Genomic DNA, 16,394 nt, shown 5'->3' with positions numbered 1-16,394 from the left:
CGCTTACCAGATGGCTTTGGCGGCGCTGTCCTTGATCTGCATTTTCCACGCGCCTTCGATCAGCGTTACGACCGGTGCCGGCATCGGGATGTAATCGAGTTCGGTGGCCATGCCGGCGCCGTTCTTGTAGGCCCAGTCGATAAACTTCAGCACTTCCTTGCCCTTGGCGGCGTCGGCCTGGGTCTTGTGCATCAGCACGAAGGTGGCACCCGTGATCGGCCACGCGGCCTTGCCTGGCTGGTCGGTCACCACCACGGCGAAGCCTGGGGTCTTGGCCCAGTCGGCGCCGGAAGCGGCGGCCTTGAAGGCGTCATCGGTCGGCTGCACGAACTGGCCGTCCTTGTTCTTGAGCTGGGTGTAGCCCATCTTGTTCTTCTTGGCGTAGGCGAATTCCACGTAGCCGATCGAACCCTTGATGCGCTGCACGTTGGCGGCCACGCCTTCGTTGCCCTTACCACCCACGCCCACTGGCCACTTGACGGCCGTGCCGGCGCCCACGGTGGACTTGAATTCAGCGTCGACCTTGGACAGGTAGTCGGTGAACAGGAAGGAGGTGCCGGAACCGTCGGCGCGGTGCACCACGGTGATGTCATCGGCCGGCAGCTTGACGCCCGCGTTCAGGGCAGCGATCTGGCTGTCATTCCACTTGGTGATCTTGCCCAGGTAGATATTGGCCAGCACATGGCCGTTCAGTTTCAGCTGGCCTGGCGCCACGCCTTCCAGGTTGACCACGGCCACCACGCCACCCATGATGACGGGGAACTGGATCAAGCCTTCCTTGTCCAGTTCCTCGGCCGACAGCGGCATGTCGGAGGCACCAAAGTCGACCGTCTTGGCCTTGATCTGCTTGATGCCGGCGCCCGAACCGATGGACTGGTAGTTCAAGCCATTGCCGCTGACCTGCTTGTAGGCTTCGGCCCATTTGGCGGCGATCGGGTAGGCGAAGGTCGAGCCGGCGCCGGTCATGTCGGCGGCCGAGGCGGAGGACAGGGCAACGGTCGCGCCGATGATGGCGGTCATGGTCTTCAGTACGGTGTTGATGTGCATGGTAAGTCCTCTACGGAACGGGGTGGAAAGCGCCGAATTCTAGGCATCGATTGTGACCATGGCATGACAATTCCCCGGTGCCGCCGCGGGTGCTGAAAAAAATACAAGCCGCGCGGAAAAAATGTGCCGTGCAGCAAGAAAATTAAGTGGGAGTTAAGTTGGGCTGGGCATAATGGCGGCGCCGTGGTATGGCCGCGATTCGGGCTGCAGGACGCCGGCGGCACAACAAGCTCACAAGGCCAAGCATGCTTTGAGGCGTATCAGACGACATCCAAACCAAGCAAAATTAGATGACCACTCCCATGAAAAATATCCTGACCTGCGCCGCTGCCGCCGCATTGCTCGGCGCATGCGCCACCACGCCACCGCCAGCCGCGCCAGCCGCTCCTGTCGCCGCGCAGCCGGCGCCGGCCAAGCCGGTGGCCGCCGTGGTCGCGCCAGCGCCTGTGCTGCCGCCGTACAAGGATCCCAGCAACATCCTGTACCAGCAACGCAGCGTGTTGTTCGACTTCGATAACTACACCGTCAAGCCGGTGTACAACACGGCCCTGACCGCGCACGGCAAGTTCCTGTCCACGGCAGCCGACATCAAGGTGCGCGTGGAAGGCAATTCCGACGAACGCGGCAGCGCCGAATACAACCTGGCCCTGGGCCAGAAACGCGCCGAAGCCGTCAAGAAAGTGCTGGTCGTGCAGGGCGCCAGGGAAGCCCAGGTCGAAGCGGTCAGCTTCGGCAAGGAAAAGCCCAAGGCCGACGGTCACAACGAAGCGGCCTGGTCGCAGAACCGCCGCGCCGACATCGTGTATCCTTGATGGCGCGGCCGCGCGCAGGCCGCCAGCCGGCGCGCGCGGTGTGAGGCCGGTGTCCGCACCGGCTTCCATGCCAGACCGCCGGGTTCCCGCCCCCAGCCGCGCCAGCGTGCCGGGAACGGCGTGGACCCGGTTTTTTTTGAAGGAGCCCGGCCGGCCATGCAAGTGCTGTTGATTGAAGACGATGCCCTGATCGGCGATAGCGTGCGCCAGGCGCTCGTAAGCGGGGAGATCCAGGTCGAATGGCGGCGCGACGGCGCCGGTGCGGAACAACTGCTCGACAGCGGCGCCTACGACGCCGTGCTGCTCGACCTGTCGCTGCCCAGCCGCGACGGCCTGGACGTGCTGCAGGGCCTGCGCGCGGCGCGCCACGACGTGCCGGTGCTGATCCTGACGGCGCGCGACACCATCGCCGACCGCGTGCAGGGCTTGAACGCGGGCGCCGACGATTACCTCGTCAAACCCTTCGATTGCGATGAACTGCTGGCCCGCGTGCGGGCGCTGGTGCGGCGCGCGCGCGGACGCCAGCAACTGGCCTACCAGCACAACACGCTGGCGCTGGATACGGACGCGCGCCTGGCCACGCTGGACGGCCAGGCCGTGGCGCTGTCGGCCAAGGAGTGGGCCATCCTTGATTTGCTGGTGGCGCGGCCCGGCATGATTTATTCGCGCACCAAGATCGAGCTGGCGCTGTACGGCAGCGTGGCCGACGTCGACAGCAACGTGGTGGAAGTGCACATCCACAGCCTGCGCCGCAAGCTGGGGCCGGCGTCCATCATCAACGTGCGCGGCCTCGGTTACATGGTCCCAAAAAGCACATGAACGGCATCCGCAGCCGCCTGCTGCTGTTGCTGGGCGTGCTGATCGTGGCCGTCAGCGGCATCCAGTTCGCCGCCACCTTCAGCGCCTCGATGGCGCAGACCAACCGCCTGTTCGATGCCCAGTTGCTGCGCATCGCCCGCACGCTGGGCCAGATGCAGGGCCAGGTGCCGGAAGCCTACCGCGAATATCCGCTCCAATACGACCTGGTGATCCAGCGCTGGCGGCATGACGAGATGACCGTCTACCAGCAGCGCGAGCACCGTGAACTGCCGCGCCGGGCCGCGCTCGGTTATTCCACCGTCACCATGGCCAACGGCGAGTGGCGCATCTACGCGGCCGCCTTCGAGGGGGGGCTGGTGCAGGTGGCGCAGAAAATGTCGGCCCGCCGCCAGGAGGCCATCACACTGGCCCTCAACACCTTGTGGCCCATCCTGCTGATGGCGGTGGTGCTGCTGGGCGCCATGTGGTGGATCGTGTCGGTGGCGCTGCGTCCGCTGGCGGCCGTGCGGCAGCAGCTCGCCCAGCGCGACGCCAACGCGCTGGAGCAGGTCGATTGCTCGCAGGCGCCGCGCGAGATCATGCCGCTGATCGAGGCCATCAACGAATTGCTGCGCAAGGTGCGCGATGCCATCGCTTCGCAGCGCCAGTTCGTGGCCGACGCGGCCCATGAACTGCGCTCGCCGCTGACGGTGCTGCAGGTGCAGATCCAGATGCTGGGCCGCAGCCAGCCGGAGGAGGGGCGCAAGGCGTCGCTGGCCGCGCTGGGCGGCGCTATCGCACGCAGCAGCCGCATGGTGGAACAGTTGTTGGGGCTGGCCCGCCAGGATGCGCTGCGCCAGGCCAACGCGGGCGACGCCAGCGTCGACCTGGTGCAATACGCCAGCGCGGCCATCGCCGAAGTGGCGCCGTTCGCCAGTGGCAAAGGGGTGGAGCTGAGCTTCCTCGATGCCTCGCCGGTGACGGTGCGGGCCGATGCCGACAGCCTGATGATCCTGCTGCGCAACCTGCTCGATAACGCGGTGCGCTATACGCCGCCGCACGGCGCCGTCACCATCGGCGTGGAACGGCGCGGCAGGCAGGGTGTGCTGACCATCGCCGATTCCGGCCCCGGCATCCCGCCGGCGGACCTGGCGCGCGTGACGGACCGTTTCTACCGCGTACCCGGCACGGGCGAGAACGGCAGCGGCCTGGGACTGGCCATCGTGCAGGCCGTGGTGACCCACTTGGGCGCGGCGCTGGAATTGCGCAATTCCGCGCACGGCGGGCTGGTGGTGAAAGTGTTGTTCCCCGATCCCATCGCCGGCGCTTGATCGGGTGTCTTGTCCTGGGCAAAATTAGCCGGCAAAAAGAATATCAAAAAAATATGTCGATTTGAAGGGTGCTCGCCCGTCATGGGGGTAAAGTACGAATCTTCCGGCGCGTGCCTGAACCAGTATCCGGATCGTTCTGCTCCCCAACACTGACTATCAAGGAGAACACCATGACTGCACCAGTACGTCCCATTCCCGAGGGAATGCACACCATCACCCCCCATATCATCTGCGAGGGGGCGGCCAATGCCATCGAGTTCTACAAGAAGGCATTTAATGCCGTGGAACTGAGCCGCTTGCCCGGCCCCGATGGCAAGATCATGCACGCCATGTTGCGCATCGGCGACTCGACCCTCATGTTGAACGATGCGTTCCCGGACTGCGGCGGCTTCGGCCCCCTGGCGCTCAAAGGCTCGCCCGTCACCATTCACCTGTACGTCAACGACGTCGATGCCACATTCAACCAGGCGGTGGCGGCCGGCGCCACGGCAAAAATGCCCGTGGCCGACATGTTCTGGGGCGACCGTTACGGCATGCTGGTCGACCCCTTTGGCCATCACTGGTCGGTCGCCACCCACCAGCGCGACCTGACGCCGGAGCAGATCCGGGAAGGCATGGCCAGCATGCCGCCGCGCGCGTCCTGAGCGTAGCGCCGGAGGAATTTTCTCTGCTCCAACGTCTCCCCGTCGCTTGCTGGTGTTGCGCCACCCGTGCCGGGCCGCTGGGGCCGGCCCTCAGGCCAGCGTGCGCCGCGCCAGGTCGGCCAGGGCGGCGGCGGCCGGGTGGCCGGGCGCCGTCACCAGGCCCAGGCTGGCCGCCAGTTCCTCGCCTTCGGCCAGCTTGCGGTAAGCCACGCCGCGGCGGCGCAAGGCCGCGAACGACGCGGGCAGCAGGGCGATGCCCTTGCCGGCCGCCACGTCGCTGAGCAGCACATGGTGGTCGTGCGGTTCGCGCACGAACGCGGGCGCGAACTGGTGGCGCTTGAACACGGCGTGGCAGTGGTCGAAGAAGGCGGGCTGGCGGGCCCGCTCGAACCAGTAGACGGACTCGCTGGCCAGGTCGGCCAGTGTCAGCGTGCGGCGCCGCGCCAGTGGATGGCGGCTGGCCAGGGCGGCCAGCAGCGGCTGCCGGCCCAGCGTCTGCACGGCCAGTTCGCCGGTGGCCGTGGGCAGCGCGATCACGGCCGCGTCCAGCCGGCCGGCGCGCACGCTGGCCACCAGTTGCGGCGAGGTGGCGAACACGGGCTCCGGCGACCCGCCCAAGGTGGCCGCCATGGCTTGCGTGAACGGACGGAACAGGTCCGCTTCCACCGATGACGTCAGCCCCAGCCGCACGCGCGCGGGGGCGGGATGGTCGCGCATGGCCAGTTCGGCCGCGTCCAGCATGGCCAGGATCTGCTGGGCCATGGGCAGCAACTGACGCCCGGCCGGGGTGAGGGCAACGTGCTGGGTGTCGCGCTCGAACAGTTGCGTGGCCAGCCGGGTTTCCAGCTGGCGGATGGCGCGGCTCAGCGGCGGCTGGGTCATGTGCAATTGCTCGGCCGCCTGGCGGAAGTTCAGGCAGGTGGCGACGGCGACGAACACTTGCAAGGCGTGGCTGTCGAGTTTTCTCATGGCTTCTTCTCATCACTGTCCTGATACCAAAAAGGTATCACGTTTTTGGACATTCCTCCAGCGCGTACCGGTGGCTAGACTGGCCTGCATCAACCACTGGAGGAGAACAGCATGCAACAACGTAAGATCGGTGACATGACGGTATCGGCGCTGGGCCTGGGCTGCATGGGCATGTCCGAGTTCTACGGCGCCACGGACGACGCCCAATCGCTGGCCACGCTGGAATCGGCCTATGGGGCTGGCGTCACCCTGTATGACACGGCCGACTGCTATGGCGCCGGCCACAACGAGCAGTTGCTGGGGCGCTTCCTGCGCGGCAAGCAGGGGCGGGTGCACGTGGCCACCAAGTGCGGCCTGGTGCGCGCGCCGGGTGAATATGCGCGCCGGATCGACAATTCGGCCGCCTACATCCGCCAGGCGTGCGAAGCCTCGCTCTCTCGGCTGGGCGTGGAGCGCATCGACCTGTACTATCTGCACCGCCTGAACCTGGCGCAGACGCCGCTGGAGGAATCGATGGGCGCGCTGGCCGGGCTGGTGCGCGAAGGCAAGATCGGCGCCATCGGCCTGTCCGAAGTGTCGGCCGCCACCTTGCGCCGCGCGGCTGCCCTGCATCCGGTGGCGGCCGTGCAGAGCGAGTATTCGCTGTGGACGCGCGAGCCGGAGCAGGGCGTGCTGGACGCTTGCCGTGAAGTGGGGGCGGCGTTCTGCGCCTACAGCCCGCTGGGCCGGGGTTTTTTGACGGGGGCGTATGCCGCCACGCGCGACAGCGCCGATTGCCGCAGCTTCAATCCCCGTTTCGCCGACGAGCATCTGGGCAGCAACCAGCGCATCGTGGCGTGCGTGCGGGCGCTCGCGGCCGACAAGGGCTGCACCCCGGCCCAGCTGGCGTTGGCCTGGCTGCTGGCGCAGGGCGAGCACATCGTGCCCATTCCCGGCACCAAGCGCATCGCCTATCTGCACGACAACCTGGGGGCGCTGGCGGTGCGTCTGAGCGCGGACGATTGCGCCCGTATCGGCGCCGTGCTGCCGCCGGGCATGGCCAGCGGCGCGCGCTACAGCGAGGCCGGCATGGCGGGCCTGGACGCCTGAGTTCGCCATACGGCGCATTCCTAACGGCCCCCGGTGATGATCTGATCCCACGCCGGGGCGTCTTCCGATAGCGTGTCACAAGCGAGCCGTTTACCCTGTCTGCTGAACTGCGCCCCATGCAGGGCGTCGTCGGTCGTGGATCACACATCGGGGGGGCGTATGGAGAGCAGAAAGACGGGCGCCGGCGCGCCTGGCGGGCTGGTGGCGGCAGCGGGAGCGGGGGCGGGAGCGGCAGTGCTCGACGCCGGCCTGTACCGGCCCAACTTGCGCTTCCGCGTGCTGCGTTTCGCGGGCCCGGAGGCGCGTTATCTGGCGGCGCTGCGCATGGCGCACGACACGCCGGGCGCCGGCATCATCCATGTCGACAGCATGGAGACGGCCGAACGCCTGTGCCGCCAGTTGCGCGACGCCGGCGACAGCGCCTGCACCTACCACGGCAAGTTGCCGCCGGCCACACGCCGTTTGCGGCTGCGCCAGTTCCGCCAGGGCGCGCGGCGCGTGATGGTGGCCACTCCCGCCTTTGGCGGCGGCATGGACCGCCACGATATCCGCTTCGTGATCCACCTGCGCCTGCCCGCCAGCCTGCCAGCCTATTACCGCGAATCGTGCCGGGCCGGCCGCGACGGCCTGCCGGCCCAGTGCACGCTGCTGGCGCCACCCCACAGCGGCTGTGGCGCCACCGCACCGCTGGCTGCTTATCTGCAAGGGGGCGCCTGCCGCTGGCGCCTGCTGCTGGCAGGCCTGGGCGCGGATGCCGACGGCTGGGATAGCTGCGGCCAGTGCGACCATTGCGGCGGCGCGGGGCAGGCGCTGATGCCGCCGCGCCCGCCGCTGGACCTGGCCGCCCTGCTGACGGTGGCCGGCGAGCGTATCGTCATCGATTTCCACGAGGACAGCAGCAAAACCTTCATGGCCGAGTTCGTGCAAGCGCGCTGAGGCTAATTGATGCTCGCCAGTGGCCCGATACCGGCCGCCAGACTTCTCCTACATTCACACTTGAGCATGTCCTATGCCCCCCAGCAGGGCCTTGCACTACCATGAATGCTCCTCTTACCGGCCGCCGGGCCAGCCAGTCACAGCGCAGGCCCGGTTGCCGTGAGGAGGTTGGATTTTCACCCATCTGAAAGGGTGCATTACATCAGGAGAAGATTATGGCCACCTCAAACCAGGACAACCCCGGCAGCAAACAAGGCAGTCAGGGCGGCAGCAAACAAAGCGGCGATACCAGCAAGCGTGGTTTCGCTTCGATGGACCCGGATCAGCAACGTGAAATCGCCAGCGAAGGCGGGCGGGCAGCCCATGAGAAAGGCACGGCGCACGAATTCACTTCGGAAGAGGCGCGCCGGGCCGGCAGCATGAGCCACAAGAATGACCAGGGCAGCAAGCAGAGCAGCAGCAGCACGGGCAGCTCGCGCAGCGGCTCCAGCGGCAGCAGCGGCAGCCAGGGCGCATCGCGTGACGAAAAAGAGCCTAGCGAACGCAGCGGCGGCCGTAGCGGCGGCAGCAGCAAGACCTGACCCGATTAACCAGCCGGCCAGCCCGGCCCCGTGAAAAAAAAGGAATCCGCAAGCGTGCTTGTGGATTCCTTTTTTGCCTTTCTTCTCGCCATGCCACCCGAAGCCCCCGCCGCCGCGCCCGATGAGCTGCGGCAGAACCTGATCCGCAAGCTCGATAGCCTGGGCTATGGCGCCAGCGCCGATTTCGCGCTGGCGCTGGACCGTTTTCGCAAGGACGAAAACCTGCAGCGCACGGACGATCCCTGGCCACGCCTGAACGCGCGCGCCGGCACCGTGTTCAGCGAAGTGTTCCAGTTCGAGCTCGATGCGCTCGATGGCGACCTCGGTGGCGCACGCCCGGCCCGGTTGTCCGACGTCTACCGCCGCGCCCAGCGCCATAAGCTGGCCGGGCTGGCATTCTCCGGCGGCGGCATCCGCAGCGCCACCTTCAACCTGGGCGTGTTGCAGACCTTGGCGGAACTGCGCCTGTTGCGCGATTTCGACTATCTGTCCACCGTGTCGGGCGGCGGCTATATCGGCGGCTGGCTGTCGCGCTGGATCAAGGAGTTGGGCGGCGAGGTGACGGCCGTGGAGCGGGCGCTGGCGCCGGACGGCGACGCCGGTGGGGTGGGCGGGGCAGGATGCGGCGCACCGCGCAGCGAGCCGATCCCGGTGCAGTTCCTGCGCCAGTACAGCCATTACCTGACGCCGGCCAGCGGCATGTTCAGCGCCGACACCTGGACCCTGATCTGCACCTACGCCCGCAACACCTTGCTCAACCTGGGCCTGCTGACGGCGTGGCTGGCGGCCCTGTTCTTGCTGCCGCGCCTGCTCACGGCCGTGGTGGCGCACGAGATGGTGGTGCCGGGCCGCTATACGGCGCCGTTTGCCGTCGGCCTGTTCCTGCTGGCCGTGTACTTCATGGCGCTCAGTATCTCGCGCCGGGGCCGGCCGCCGCCGGGCAGCTGGCTGCCGCAGGACCAGAGCGATGTGCTGATCTGTATCTGCCTGCCGCTGATGGTGTCGGCCTTGCTGGGCAGCCTGGCGTCACGCTGGTCGGCCTCAAGTCCAGCAGCGGCAGCGCCACGGGCAAGCCTGGCGGGCCGCCAGCGCGCCGCTGTGGGCGTATTACGATGCGTATTTCGCGGCCACCATCGGCGCTGACCAGGCCCATGTGCTGGCGCTGCTGGCCACTTTCGGTATCGTGGCGCTGGTGCTGGGCTGGCGGGTCGACATCAACAAATTCTCGCTCTACATGATGTACCGCATGCGGCTGGTGCGCGCTTATTTTGGCGCCAGCAATCCGCACCGCCGTCCCCATCCGTTCACCGGCTTCGACCCGGCCGACGATCCGGCGCTGCACACGCTGCTGCGCAAGGCCGACCCGGCCGCGCCGGCGCCGTTGCAACGGCCCTACCACCTGATCAACGCGGCGCTCAACATGGTCAGCGGCCAGGAACTGGCGTGGCAGGCGCGCAAGGCGGCCGCGTTCTGCATGTCGCCAGCCTACTGCGGCTACGACATGCCGGCCATGCCGTCGCCCGACCGGCTCACACCGGGCGCCCACCGCGGCTGCTACCGGCCCAGCGCCGATTACGCGTCGCGCCCGTCCGTGTTCCGCGACGACGACGCCATCGTCAAGCTGGGCATGGCGGTGGCCGTGTCGGGCGCGGCCGCCAGTCCCAATATGGGTTACCACTCGTCGCCGCCGCTGACCTTTCTCATGACGCTGTTTAATTTGCGGCTGGGGCGCTGGTCGCCCAATCCCATCAAGGAGCTGGACTGGCAGCGTTCGTCGCCGCGCATCGGCCTGTTCAGCATCCTGGCCGAGCTGTTCGGTTTGACGGACAGCAACGCCGATTTCCTGTACCTGTCCGACGGCGGCCATTTCGAGAACCTGGGCTTGTACGAACTGGTGCGGCGGCGTTGCCGGCTGGTGGTGGCGGTGGACGCCAGTTGCGACGGGAAATTCATGTTCGAGGACTTGGGTAACGCGATCCGCAAGTGCTATATGGACTTGCACGTGCCGATCGTGCTCGACGCGCGCCGTATGTTGCCACAAGCGGGCGGCGGGGCGCTGGGCGCCAGCTGCGTGACGGGCCACATTCAGTACCGGGCCGCCGACGGCCGGGGCCAGGATGGGGTGTTGCTGTACATCAAACCGGCCATCACGGGCTGCGAGAACGCGGACGTGCTCAACTACAGCAAGACCCATCCCGAGTTTCCCCACCAATCGACGGCCGACCAGTGGTTCGACGAGGACCAGTTCGAAAGCTACCGCACGCTCGGCTGCCAGATCGCGCGCGGGGCCTTGGCGGCGGCGGCCGAACGGGTCGCCGTGCGGGACGCAGGCGGCGCCGTGCTGCGGCACCGGATCGGCCGGCTGGCGCTGCTGCTGTCCCGTCCTACCGCTGTCGCATAAAGCCGGCGTCCATAAAAAAGGCCCGGCGCGAGCCGGGCCAAGCTGGGTGCAGCAAGGGTGCTCGTTACAAGGTGGTTTCCAGTTGTGCCGGTGCGGCCGGCGCGGCGCCGGCCTTGCTCTTGGCCGTCGCTTGCTGGCGGGCGCGGGCGCGCGAGGGCGGCAGGCGGCGCAGCGTCTTCAGCGCTTCGCCGTCCTTGATGCCGATGGTGCGCTGGTCCACGCTGATCAGGCCGATTTCGTTGAAGGCCGACAGCGTGCGGCTGACCGTCTCCAGCGTCAGGCCCAGGTAGCTGCCGATTTCGTGGCGCGTCATGCGCAGGTTGAACAGCTTGCTCGAATAGCCCATCTGGGCGAAGCGTTCGGCCAGCGACACGAGAAAGCGCGCCACGCGCGCTTCGGCGCTGAGGGCGCCCAGCATGCCGATCATGGCTTGCTCGCGCACCAGTTCGCGGCTCATCACGCCGTACATCATGTTCTCCAGTTCCAGGTGGATGCGGCCCAGCGCTGTCAGCTTCTTGAATGGCAGCAGGATCAGGTCGCAATCCGACAACGCCACCGCTTCCGACGAGTAATGGCGGGTGTGGATGCCGTCCACGCCCAGCATGTCGCCTTTCATGGGGAAGCTCAGCACCTGCTCGTTGCCGAACTCATCGATCAGCACGGTTTTCAGGAAACCGGAATTGACGATGTAGAGCGTATCGAACGGCTGGCCGATGGTGTGGATGCGTTGACCCGTCTTGAATTGCACATGCTGGAACAGCAATTCCTCGCTCGCGATGGTGCAGGCGGCGGGAATGTGGAGCAGATCGCACACTTCTTTCAAGTTCGACCACAGTCGCCCCTGGCGTTGTCGCCCCGCCTCCATGGAAGGCGGGGGGATGGTCGCGGGGGAGGCCGGACGGGTTACAGACGCTTGCGTGGACAGCATATTCATCTCCTGGTTGCATATGAGTCGGTTCAGTGGCGGTCGGTAGAACGGCGCGCATGGTGCGGCCGCCATGCCGTCTGCCACGCGCGCAGGGATGAGGCGCGCCCGAAGCCGGCTGATTCTTGTTCTGGCTTGTTCCGCTTGGCACTGTGCCTGGTCGAATATCGAAATGGCCGCGAAGCAAAACAATCGTGTGATTTCAGTATGCCAACGGGGAGGGCGGATGAATATCGGTAAGTGCTGAATATGCGCGTAGGAGGTGGCGCGAGAATGTAGGAGTCTTCCTAATGTGCCCGGCCGCCGGGGCGGCGCCGGGCGGTTCGCTCAAGTCTTGAACGGGGACAACAGCCGGTGCGCCACGGCATATTGCACCATTTCCGACAGCGAGTTCATGCCCATCTTCTGCATGATGCGGGTCTTGTGGGTGCTGACGGTCTTCACGCTCAGGTGCAGGCTGTTGGCGATTTCCGTGATGGATTTGCCGGCCACCAGCAACGAGAACACTTCGAATTCGCGGTCCGACAACTGTTTGTGCAGCAGGCTTTCGTTGGGCATCATGATGTTGAGCGCCAGTTGCTCGGCCACTTCGGTGCTGATGTAGGGCCGGCCCGAGGCCACCTTGCGGATCGCGCCCACCAGCTGGGTGCCGGCGCTTTCCTTGGTCAGATAACCCTGGGCGCCGGCGCGGATGGCGCGCACCGCGTATTGTTCCTCCTCATGCATGGTGAGGATCAGGATCGCCACCTTGGGCGCTTCGCTGCGGATCTGGCGGATCAGGTCCACGCCGCTGCGGCCGGGCATGGACAGGTCCAGCAGCAGCAAGTCGAAGCCGCCCTGGCGTACATGGTTGAGTACTTCGAAGCCGTCGATCGCCTCGCCCACGATGTCGATGTCCGGTGCGCCGTCGAGGATGCGCTTGAGGCCTTCGCGCATGATGGTGTGGTCGTCGGCGATGACAATTCGTATCATAGGTCAGTCTGGATTATGCCTGTCGGCATGTATTGTTGTTCTTAATGGGAAAAAGCGGGCCCTGGCGCTTGCGGCGCGCCGGCCATACTACCCCAAATCCGGGTCGGGCATGCTTATTACCTAATGTTGCCACCCCGGTCATCCCCCCGGCCGGCACCCCGGTCATCCCCCGGCCGGCACCGCCGTCGCCCGGCTGGCTCAGGCCGGGCTGGGTGCCGGTTCCTTGATCAGGCGGTGCACCAGCACCGGGATGCGCGAATGCGACAGTACCTTGTTGGTGACGCTGCCCAGCAACAACTGGCCCCAGCCGCTGCGGCCGTGCGAACCCATGAAGATCAGGTCGCAACCCTCGCGGGCGGCCACCTCGACGATCTTCAGCGCCGGGCTTTCCGCGAACACGGTCATGCCCTGGCAGCGCAGGCCGCGCCGGGCGGCCGCCTCGACGATCGGTTGCACATGCTGCTGGCCGGCGCGCTGCATGGCGGCCAGGTATTCCTCCTCGCTGGGATAGCTGGGGGGGATGATCTCCACGTAAATCGGATACTGGTATTCCGGCGCCACGAACAAGGCCAGGATGTCGGCCCCCATCTGTTCGGCGAAGTCGACGCCGGCACACGCCGTCTTACTCGACACGGTGGAACCATCGGTCGTAATCAGGATTTTGCGGTACATGGCAGTACTCCTTTTGACGCAAAGCCGGCGGCGCGACCGGCAAACGGCAACTGCCCAGCGCGCCAGTTTAATTGTAATCCTGATTCACATTATTGGTAGCACGGAAAGTTTTGATCTGTATCAATAAGCACACTGGGGCTTGCTGTTAATGCAAGACTAAGCGGGCATATTTTGCGCCAAGGCACTTGTTTTATGGTTGCGGCCGTACCTTGACGATCTTTCCAATGTTAGTATCTGCAAATACAACAGTAAACTTGGCTTTTCGCGCTGAACAGCGGGTAAGCCGACCGGCTTTCCGGCCCTGGAGATTGAACAATCTGGCGTCGCCCTGCTAAACTCGCGTAAGCGCGTTATATTGCCGGGCGTCATCACTCTTGAGCCCGCCTTCGGATGGGGCGGCGCGCGGAGTGAAAAGCAAGTAGAGGGCAGCAATTTTACAAATTATGGAGAAGCAGGGATTATGACCAACGCCGCTGATGATTTCGACGCACTATTTGATGAAGTGTCTGCCCAAAGCAAGACCGCAGCGCCTGCCCCAGCGCCCGCTCCAGCGCCGGCCGCGGCCGAAGATGACCTGGAAAGCCTGTTCGAGCAGGTAGCGGCGGCCCGTCCGGCCGACGTGGTGGCCGAGGCTGCCCCCGCCGCGCATGCCGCGGCCGCCGACGGCGCCGATGGCGCGGCCGGCGATAAGCCCATGTTTGAACGGCTGGGCGGCATCGTGCGCCTGCTGCACGATTCGCTGCGCGAACTGGGCTACGACAAGGCATTGACGGAAGCGTCGTCGCAGATCGTCGATGCCCAGGACCGGCTGGAATACGTGGCCTCGCTGACCGAGCAGGCTGCCAACAAGGTGCTCAACACGCTGGACGATGGTATGCCGGCCCAGGACGTGCTGTCCAAGCAATCGAAGGAAATGGAAACCCGCTGGAACGATTTGTTCGCGGGCAAACTCAGCCTGGATCAGTTCAAGGCGCTGGCCGGCGACTCCCGGGCCTTCGCCCAGGCCGTGTCGGTGGCCACCGAAGCGGAAAAAGCCCGTTTGCTGGAAATCATGATGGCCCAGGACTTCCAGGACATCACGGGCCAGCTGATCAAGAAAGTGGTGACCATCACCAAGACGGTGGAAAACGAGTTGGCGCAACTGCTGCGCGACAACGCGCCGGCCGACGTGCGCGAGAAACTGGCGCAAAAAGAAGTGTCTCTGATGCAAGGCCCATCGGCGCCGACCGTGGCGCTGAATCAGGACAATGTCGACGACCTGCTTGCTGACCTGGGATTCTAATGGACGATATGCTCAAGGATTTCGTCGTCGAGGCGATGGATCTGGCTGTCAATGTGGAAGAACATCTGTTGCGCCTCGAACGCGACCCGGAAAACAAGGAAACCCTGAACGCGGTGTTCCGCTCGTTCCACACCATCAAGGGTGGGGCTGGCTTCATGAACCTGCCGGCGCTGGTGGCGGCCTGCCACCTGACGGAAAACCTGTTTGACGCGCTGCGCACGGGCGCCGCGCCCGTCACGCCGCTGGCCATCGAGGCGGCGCTGCAGGCCTCCGGCTTCGTGGCCGACCAGCTGGCCGAACTGTCGAACGGCGCCGAGCCCGACAGCCTGCCCGCCATGCCGGGCGACCTGGAAGCGATCCTCAAGGACGCCATCGAAGGCAAGGCCGACGCGCCCAAGGCCGCCGCCAAGCCGGCCGCCGCCGCTGCGCCGGCGCCAGCCGCTGCCGCGCCAGCCGCCGCAGCATCCGCATCCGCATCCGCGCCTGCCGCCGCATCGGCTTCCGAGGATGGGCTGGACTGGGAAGGCATGTACATCTCCGTGGTGCCGGAAGGCACCTACACGCGCAGCGCCGCGCCGGCCGCCGCCGCGCCGTCCGCCGCCGTGGCTGAAGGGGTGGCCGCCGCCGTGGCCGCCGCCGCCGTCGCCGCACCCGCCGCCGCGCCACGCGCCCGTCCCGAAGGCGAGAAACGCGAAGACCGGCCGCAATCGGCGCCCGTCAAGGAAGAAAGCATCCGGGTCGACGCCGTCAAGCTCGACGCGCTGCTGGAAGTGGCGGGTGAATCGGTGCAGGCCGCCAACCAGGCCGCCGTGCTGCTGGAACGTTTGCTGCAATTCAAATTCGAAGGCCAGGCCGCGACCCTGATGGCCACGCTGGCCGAAACGCTGGAACGCGCTTCGCGCTACTCGACCGAGCTGCAGCGCGCCACCCTGGCGACGCGCATGCAACCGGTGGGCCGGCTGTTCCAGAAATTCCCGCGCCTGGTGCGCGAACTGGCCAAGGACCTGGGCAAGGACGTGGAACTGACCATCGAGGGCGCGGAGACGGAAGTGGACCGCGTGGTGGTCGACAGCCTGTACGATCCGCTGGTGCACATGCTGCGCAACGCGCTCGACCACGGGGTCGAATCGCCCGAGGAACGGGTGGCGGCCGGCAAGTCCACCAAGTCCTACATTTCGCTCAAGGCATGGCAGGAAGCCAACAGCGTGATGATCGTGCTGCAGGATGACGGCAAGGGCATGGACCCGATCAAGCTGCGCCAGAAGGCGTTGCAGAAGGGCTTGATCAGCGAGTCGTCCCAGCTGACCCCGGACGATTGCTTCCAGCTGGTGTTCCTGCCTGGTTTCTCGACCAAGGAAGTGGCTTCCAGCGTGTCCGGCCGCGGCGTCGGCATGGACGTGGTGAAGACGGCCGTGGAGAAGAACCGCGGCGCGATCCACATCGAATCGGCGCTCGGCTTCGGCACCAAGTTCGCGATCCGTCTGCCGATCGAACTGTCGATCGTGCCGACCATGCTGGTCTCCACCTCGGGCGCGGCGCTGGCGCTGCCGATGGCGGTGGTGCAGCGCGTGGTCGAGCTGCCGGAAGTGTTCATGGAAGTGGGCGGCGCGCCCGTGCTCAAGGACCAGGGCCGGCCGTTGCCGGTGCGTTCGCTGGCCGGCGCGCTCGGTTACGAGAATTGCCGCGAGAAGGTGGGCATTGTTGTTGCAGCGCCACAACCGTACATCCTGGCCGTGGAAGCGGTCGATGGCACGGCCGACCTGGTGATCAAGCCGATGACGGCCATCGCCGTGGAAGGCATTACGGGCACGGCCCGCTCCGCCGAGGGCGAGCTGGTGCTGGTGGTGGGCCTATCGTTCCTGATGGACGGGTGCCGCAGCAGTGTCCGAATGGCAGCCTAGCGTTACGCTGGCGACCGACACGAAGCCTGCGAAC

General features: G+C 66.1%; 16 protein-coding genes. 11 read left to right on the top strand and 5 right to left on the bottom strand.

Translation table 11 applies throughout. The features are described 5' to 3' along the window. Positions 1-3: 3 nt before the first annotated feature. On the bottom strand, positions 4-1,047 hold the full coding sequence (gene pstS / locus H3H39_RS04305) for a phosphate ABC transporter substrate-binding protein PstS (RefSeq protein ID WP_182152080.1): 1,044 nt from the start codon (positions 1,045-1,047) through the stop codon (positions 4-6). Between the two features lie 290 nt (positions 1,048-1,337). Here pstS and pal point away from each other — a divergent pair, with 290 nt between their 5' ends. The 4 genes from pal to H3H39_RS04285 all read left to right on the top strand — a co-directional run bounded on the left by pal (position 1,338) and on the right by H3H39_RS04285 (position 4,632). Next, complete coding sequence (gene pal / locus H3H39_RS04300; protein ID WP_229217865.1) at positions 1,338-1,859, top strand: peptidoglycan-associated lipoprotein Pal; 522 nt, start codon at positions 1,338-1,340, stop codon at positions 1,857-1,859. Positions 1,860-2,015: 156 nt separating this feature from the next. Next, positions 2,016-2,678, top strand: a complete 663-nt coding sequence (locus tag H3H39_RS04295; RefSeq protein WP_182152079.1) for a response regulator — start codon at positions 2,016-2,018, stop codon at positions 2,676-2,678. Next, positions 2,675-3,988 carry an ATP-binding protein gene (locus H3H39_RS04290; RefSeq protein ID WP_182152078.1) on the top strand — a complete coding sequence of 438 codons (1,314 nt, stop codon included), beginning with the start codon at positions 2,675-2,677 and terminating at the stop codon, positions 3,986-3,988. The genes H3H39_RS04295 and H3H39_RS04290 overlap by 4 nt, the downstream gene beginning before the upstream one ends. Positions 3,989-4,158: 170 nt before the next feature. Continuing rightward, entirely contained in the window at positions 4,159-4,632 is a 474-nt protein-coding gene (locus H3H39_RS04285; protein WP_182152077.1) for a VOC family protein, read from the top strand. 90 nt (positions 4,633-4,722) lie between these two features. On the opposite strand, the gene H3H39_RS04280 is transcribed toward H3H39_RS04285, so the two are convergent. Further along, positions 4,723-5,601, bottom strand: coding sequence for a LysR family transcriptional regulator (locus H3H39_RS04280; RefSeq protein ID WP_182152076.1), 879 nt, complete (start codon positions 5,599-5,601; stop codon positions 4,723-4,725). Between the two features lie 111 nt (positions 5,602-5,712). Here H3H39_RS04280 and H3H39_RS04275 point away from each other — a divergent pair, with 111 nt between their 5' ends. The 5 genes from H3H39_RS04275 (at position 5,713) to H3H39_RS04255 (ending at position 10,608) form a co-directional block, all read left to right on the top strand. Then, entirely contained in the window at positions 5,713-6,690 is a 978-nt protein-coding gene (locus H3H39_RS04275; protein ID WP_182152075.1) for an aldo/keto reductase, read from the top strand. 159 nt (positions 6,691-6,849) lie between these two features. After that, positions 6,850-7,626 carry a helicase-related protein gene (locus tag H3H39_RS04270; RefSeq protein ID WP_182152074.1) on the top strand — a complete coding sequence of 259 codons (777 nt, stop codon included), beginning with the start codon at positions 6,850-6,852 and terminating at the stop codon, positions 7,624-7,626. Between the two features lie 215 nt (positions 7,627-7,841). Next, a complete protein-coding gene (locus H3H39_RS04265) occupies positions 7,842-8,207 on the top strand; it encodes a KGG domain-containing protein (RefSeq protein WP_182152073.1) in 366 nt (121 codons plus the stop codon). Between the two features lie 90 nt (positions 8,208-8,297). Continuing rightward, entirely contained in the window at positions 8,298-9,350 is a 1,053-nt protein-coding gene (locus H3H39_RS27595) for a patatin-like phospholipase family protein (protein ID WP_220461433.1), read from the top strand. 10 nt (positions 9,351-9,360) lie between these two features. Beyond that, entirely contained in the window at positions 9,361-10,608 is a 1,248-nt protein-coding gene (locus H3H39_RS04255) for a hypothetical protein (protein WP_182152568.1), read from the top strand. A gap of 64 nt (positions 10,609-10,672) precedes the next feature. Here the strand turns inward: H3H39_RS04255 and H3H39_RS04250 are convergent, their stop codons facing one another. The 3 genes from H3H39_RS04250 to H3H39_RS04240 form a co-directional block, all read right to left on the bottom strand. Further along, complete coding sequence (locus H3H39_RS04250; RefSeq protein ID WP_182152534.1) at positions 10,673-11,473, bottom strand: Crp/Fnr family transcriptional regulator; 801 nt, start codon at positions 11,471-11,473, stop codon at positions 10,673-10,675. A gap of 387 nt (positions 11,474-11,860) precedes the next feature. Further along, positions 11,861-12,505 (bottom strand): response regulator, encoded by a 645-nt coding sequence (locus tag H3H39_RS04245; protein WP_182152072.1) that lies wholly within the window; start codon positions 12,503-12,505, stop codon positions 11,861-11,863. A 198-nt stretch (positions 12,506-12,703) separates the two neighbouring features. Then, the gene (locus H3H39_RS04240; protein WP_182152071.1) at positions 12,704-13,177 is read right to left on the bottom strand and encodes a universal stress protein; all 474 of its coding nucleotides are present in this window, start codon (positions 13,175-13,177) and stop codon (positions 12,704-12,706) included. A 460-nt stretch (positions 13,178-13,637) separates the two neighbouring features. Between H3H39_RS04240 and H3H39_RS04235 the strand changes: the two genes are divergently transcribed. Next, positions 13,638-14,459: a protein phosphatase CheZ gene (locus H3H39_RS04235; RefSeq protein ID WP_182152070.1), complete on the top strand. Its 822-nt coding sequence runs from the start codon at positions 13,638-13,640 to the stop codon at positions 14,457-14,459. Further along, positions 14,459-16,360 (top strand): chemotaxis protein CheA, encoded by a 1,902-nt coding sequence (locus tag H3H39_RS04230; protein ID WP_182152069.1) that lies wholly within the window; start codon positions 14,459-14,461, stop codon positions 16,358-16,360. Before H3H39_RS04235 ends, H3H39_RS04230 begins: the two co-directional genes overlap by 1 nt. Positions 16,361-16,394: the final 34 nt, after the last annotated feature.

This window comes from Rugamonas apoptosis, assembly GCF_014042355.1.
Classification (GTDB): domain Bacteria; phylum Pseudomonadota; class Gammaproteobacteria; order Burkholderiales; family Burkholderiaceae_D; genus Rugamonas; species Rugamonas apoptosis.
Note: the sequence above shows the minus strand (reverse complement) of the source record. Positions and strands in the feature narration are given on the sequence as shown.

What these genes read in the sequence shown, in the direction of transcription:
- H3H39_RS27595 (WP_220461433.1), top strand. Translation starts at nt 8,298, where the DNA reads ATGCCACCCGAAGCCCCCGCCGCCGCGCCCGATGAGCTGCGGCAGAAC.
- H3H39_RS04250 (WP_182152534.1), bottom strand. Translation starts at nt 11,473, where the DNA reads ATGGAGGCGGGGCGACAACGCCAGGGGCGACTGTGGTCGAACTTGAAA.
- H3H39_RS04280 (WP_182152076.1), bottom strand. Translation starts at nt 5,601, where the DNA reads ATGAGAAAACTCGACAGCCACGCCTTGCAAGTGTTCGTCGCCGTCGCC.
- pal (WP_229217865.1), top strand. Translation starts at nt 1,338, where the DNA reads ATGACCACTCCCATGAAAAATATCCTGACCTGCGCCGCTGCCGCCGCA.
- H3H39_RS04270 (WP_182152074.1), top strand. Translation starts at nt 6,850, where the DNA reads ATGGAGAGCAGAAAGACGGGCGCCGGCGCGCCTGGCGGGCTGGTGGCG.
- H3H39_RS04275 (WP_182152075.1), top strand. Translation starts at nt 5,713, where the DNA reads ATGCAACAACGTAAGATCGGTGACATGACGGTATCGGCGCTGGGCCTG.
- H3H39_RS04285 (WP_182152077.1), top strand. Translation starts at nt 4,159, where the DNA reads ATGACTGCACCAGTACGTCCCATTCCCGAGGGAATGCACACCATCACC.
- pstS (WP_182152080.1), bottom strand. Translation starts at nt 1,047, where the DNA reads ATGCACATCAACACCGTACTGAAGACCATGACCGCCATCATCGGCGCG.
- H3H39_RS04295 (WP_182152079.1), top strand. Translation starts at nt 2,016, where the DNA reads ATGCAAGTGCTGTTGATTGAAGACGATGCCCTGATCGGCGATAGCGTG.
- H3H39_RS04290 (WP_182152078.1), top strand. Translation starts at nt 2,675, where the DNA reads ATGAACGGCATCCGCAGCCGCCTGCTGCTGTTGCTGGGCGTGCTGATC.
- H3H39_RS04230 (WP_182152069.1), top strand. Translation starts at nt 14,459, where the DNA reads ATGGACGATATGCTCAAGGATTTCGTCGTCGAGGCGATGGATCTGGCT.
- H3H39_RS04265 (WP_182152073.1), top strand. Translation starts at nt 7,842, where the DNA reads ATGGCCACCTCAAACCAGGACAACCCCGGCAGCAAACAAGGCAGTCAG.
- H3H39_RS04245 (WP_182152072.1), bottom strand. Translation starts at nt 12,505, where the DNA reads ATGATACGAATTGTCATCGCCGACGACCACACCATCATGCGCGAAGGC.
- H3H39_RS04240 (WP_182152071.1), bottom strand. Translation starts at nt 13,177, where the DNA reads ATGTACCGCAAAATCCTGATTACGACCGATGGTTCCACCGTGTCGAGT.
- H3H39_RS04235 (WP_182152070.1), top strand. Translation starts at nt 13,638, where the DNA reads ATGACCAACGCCGCTGATGATTTCGACGCACTATTTGATGAAGTGTCT.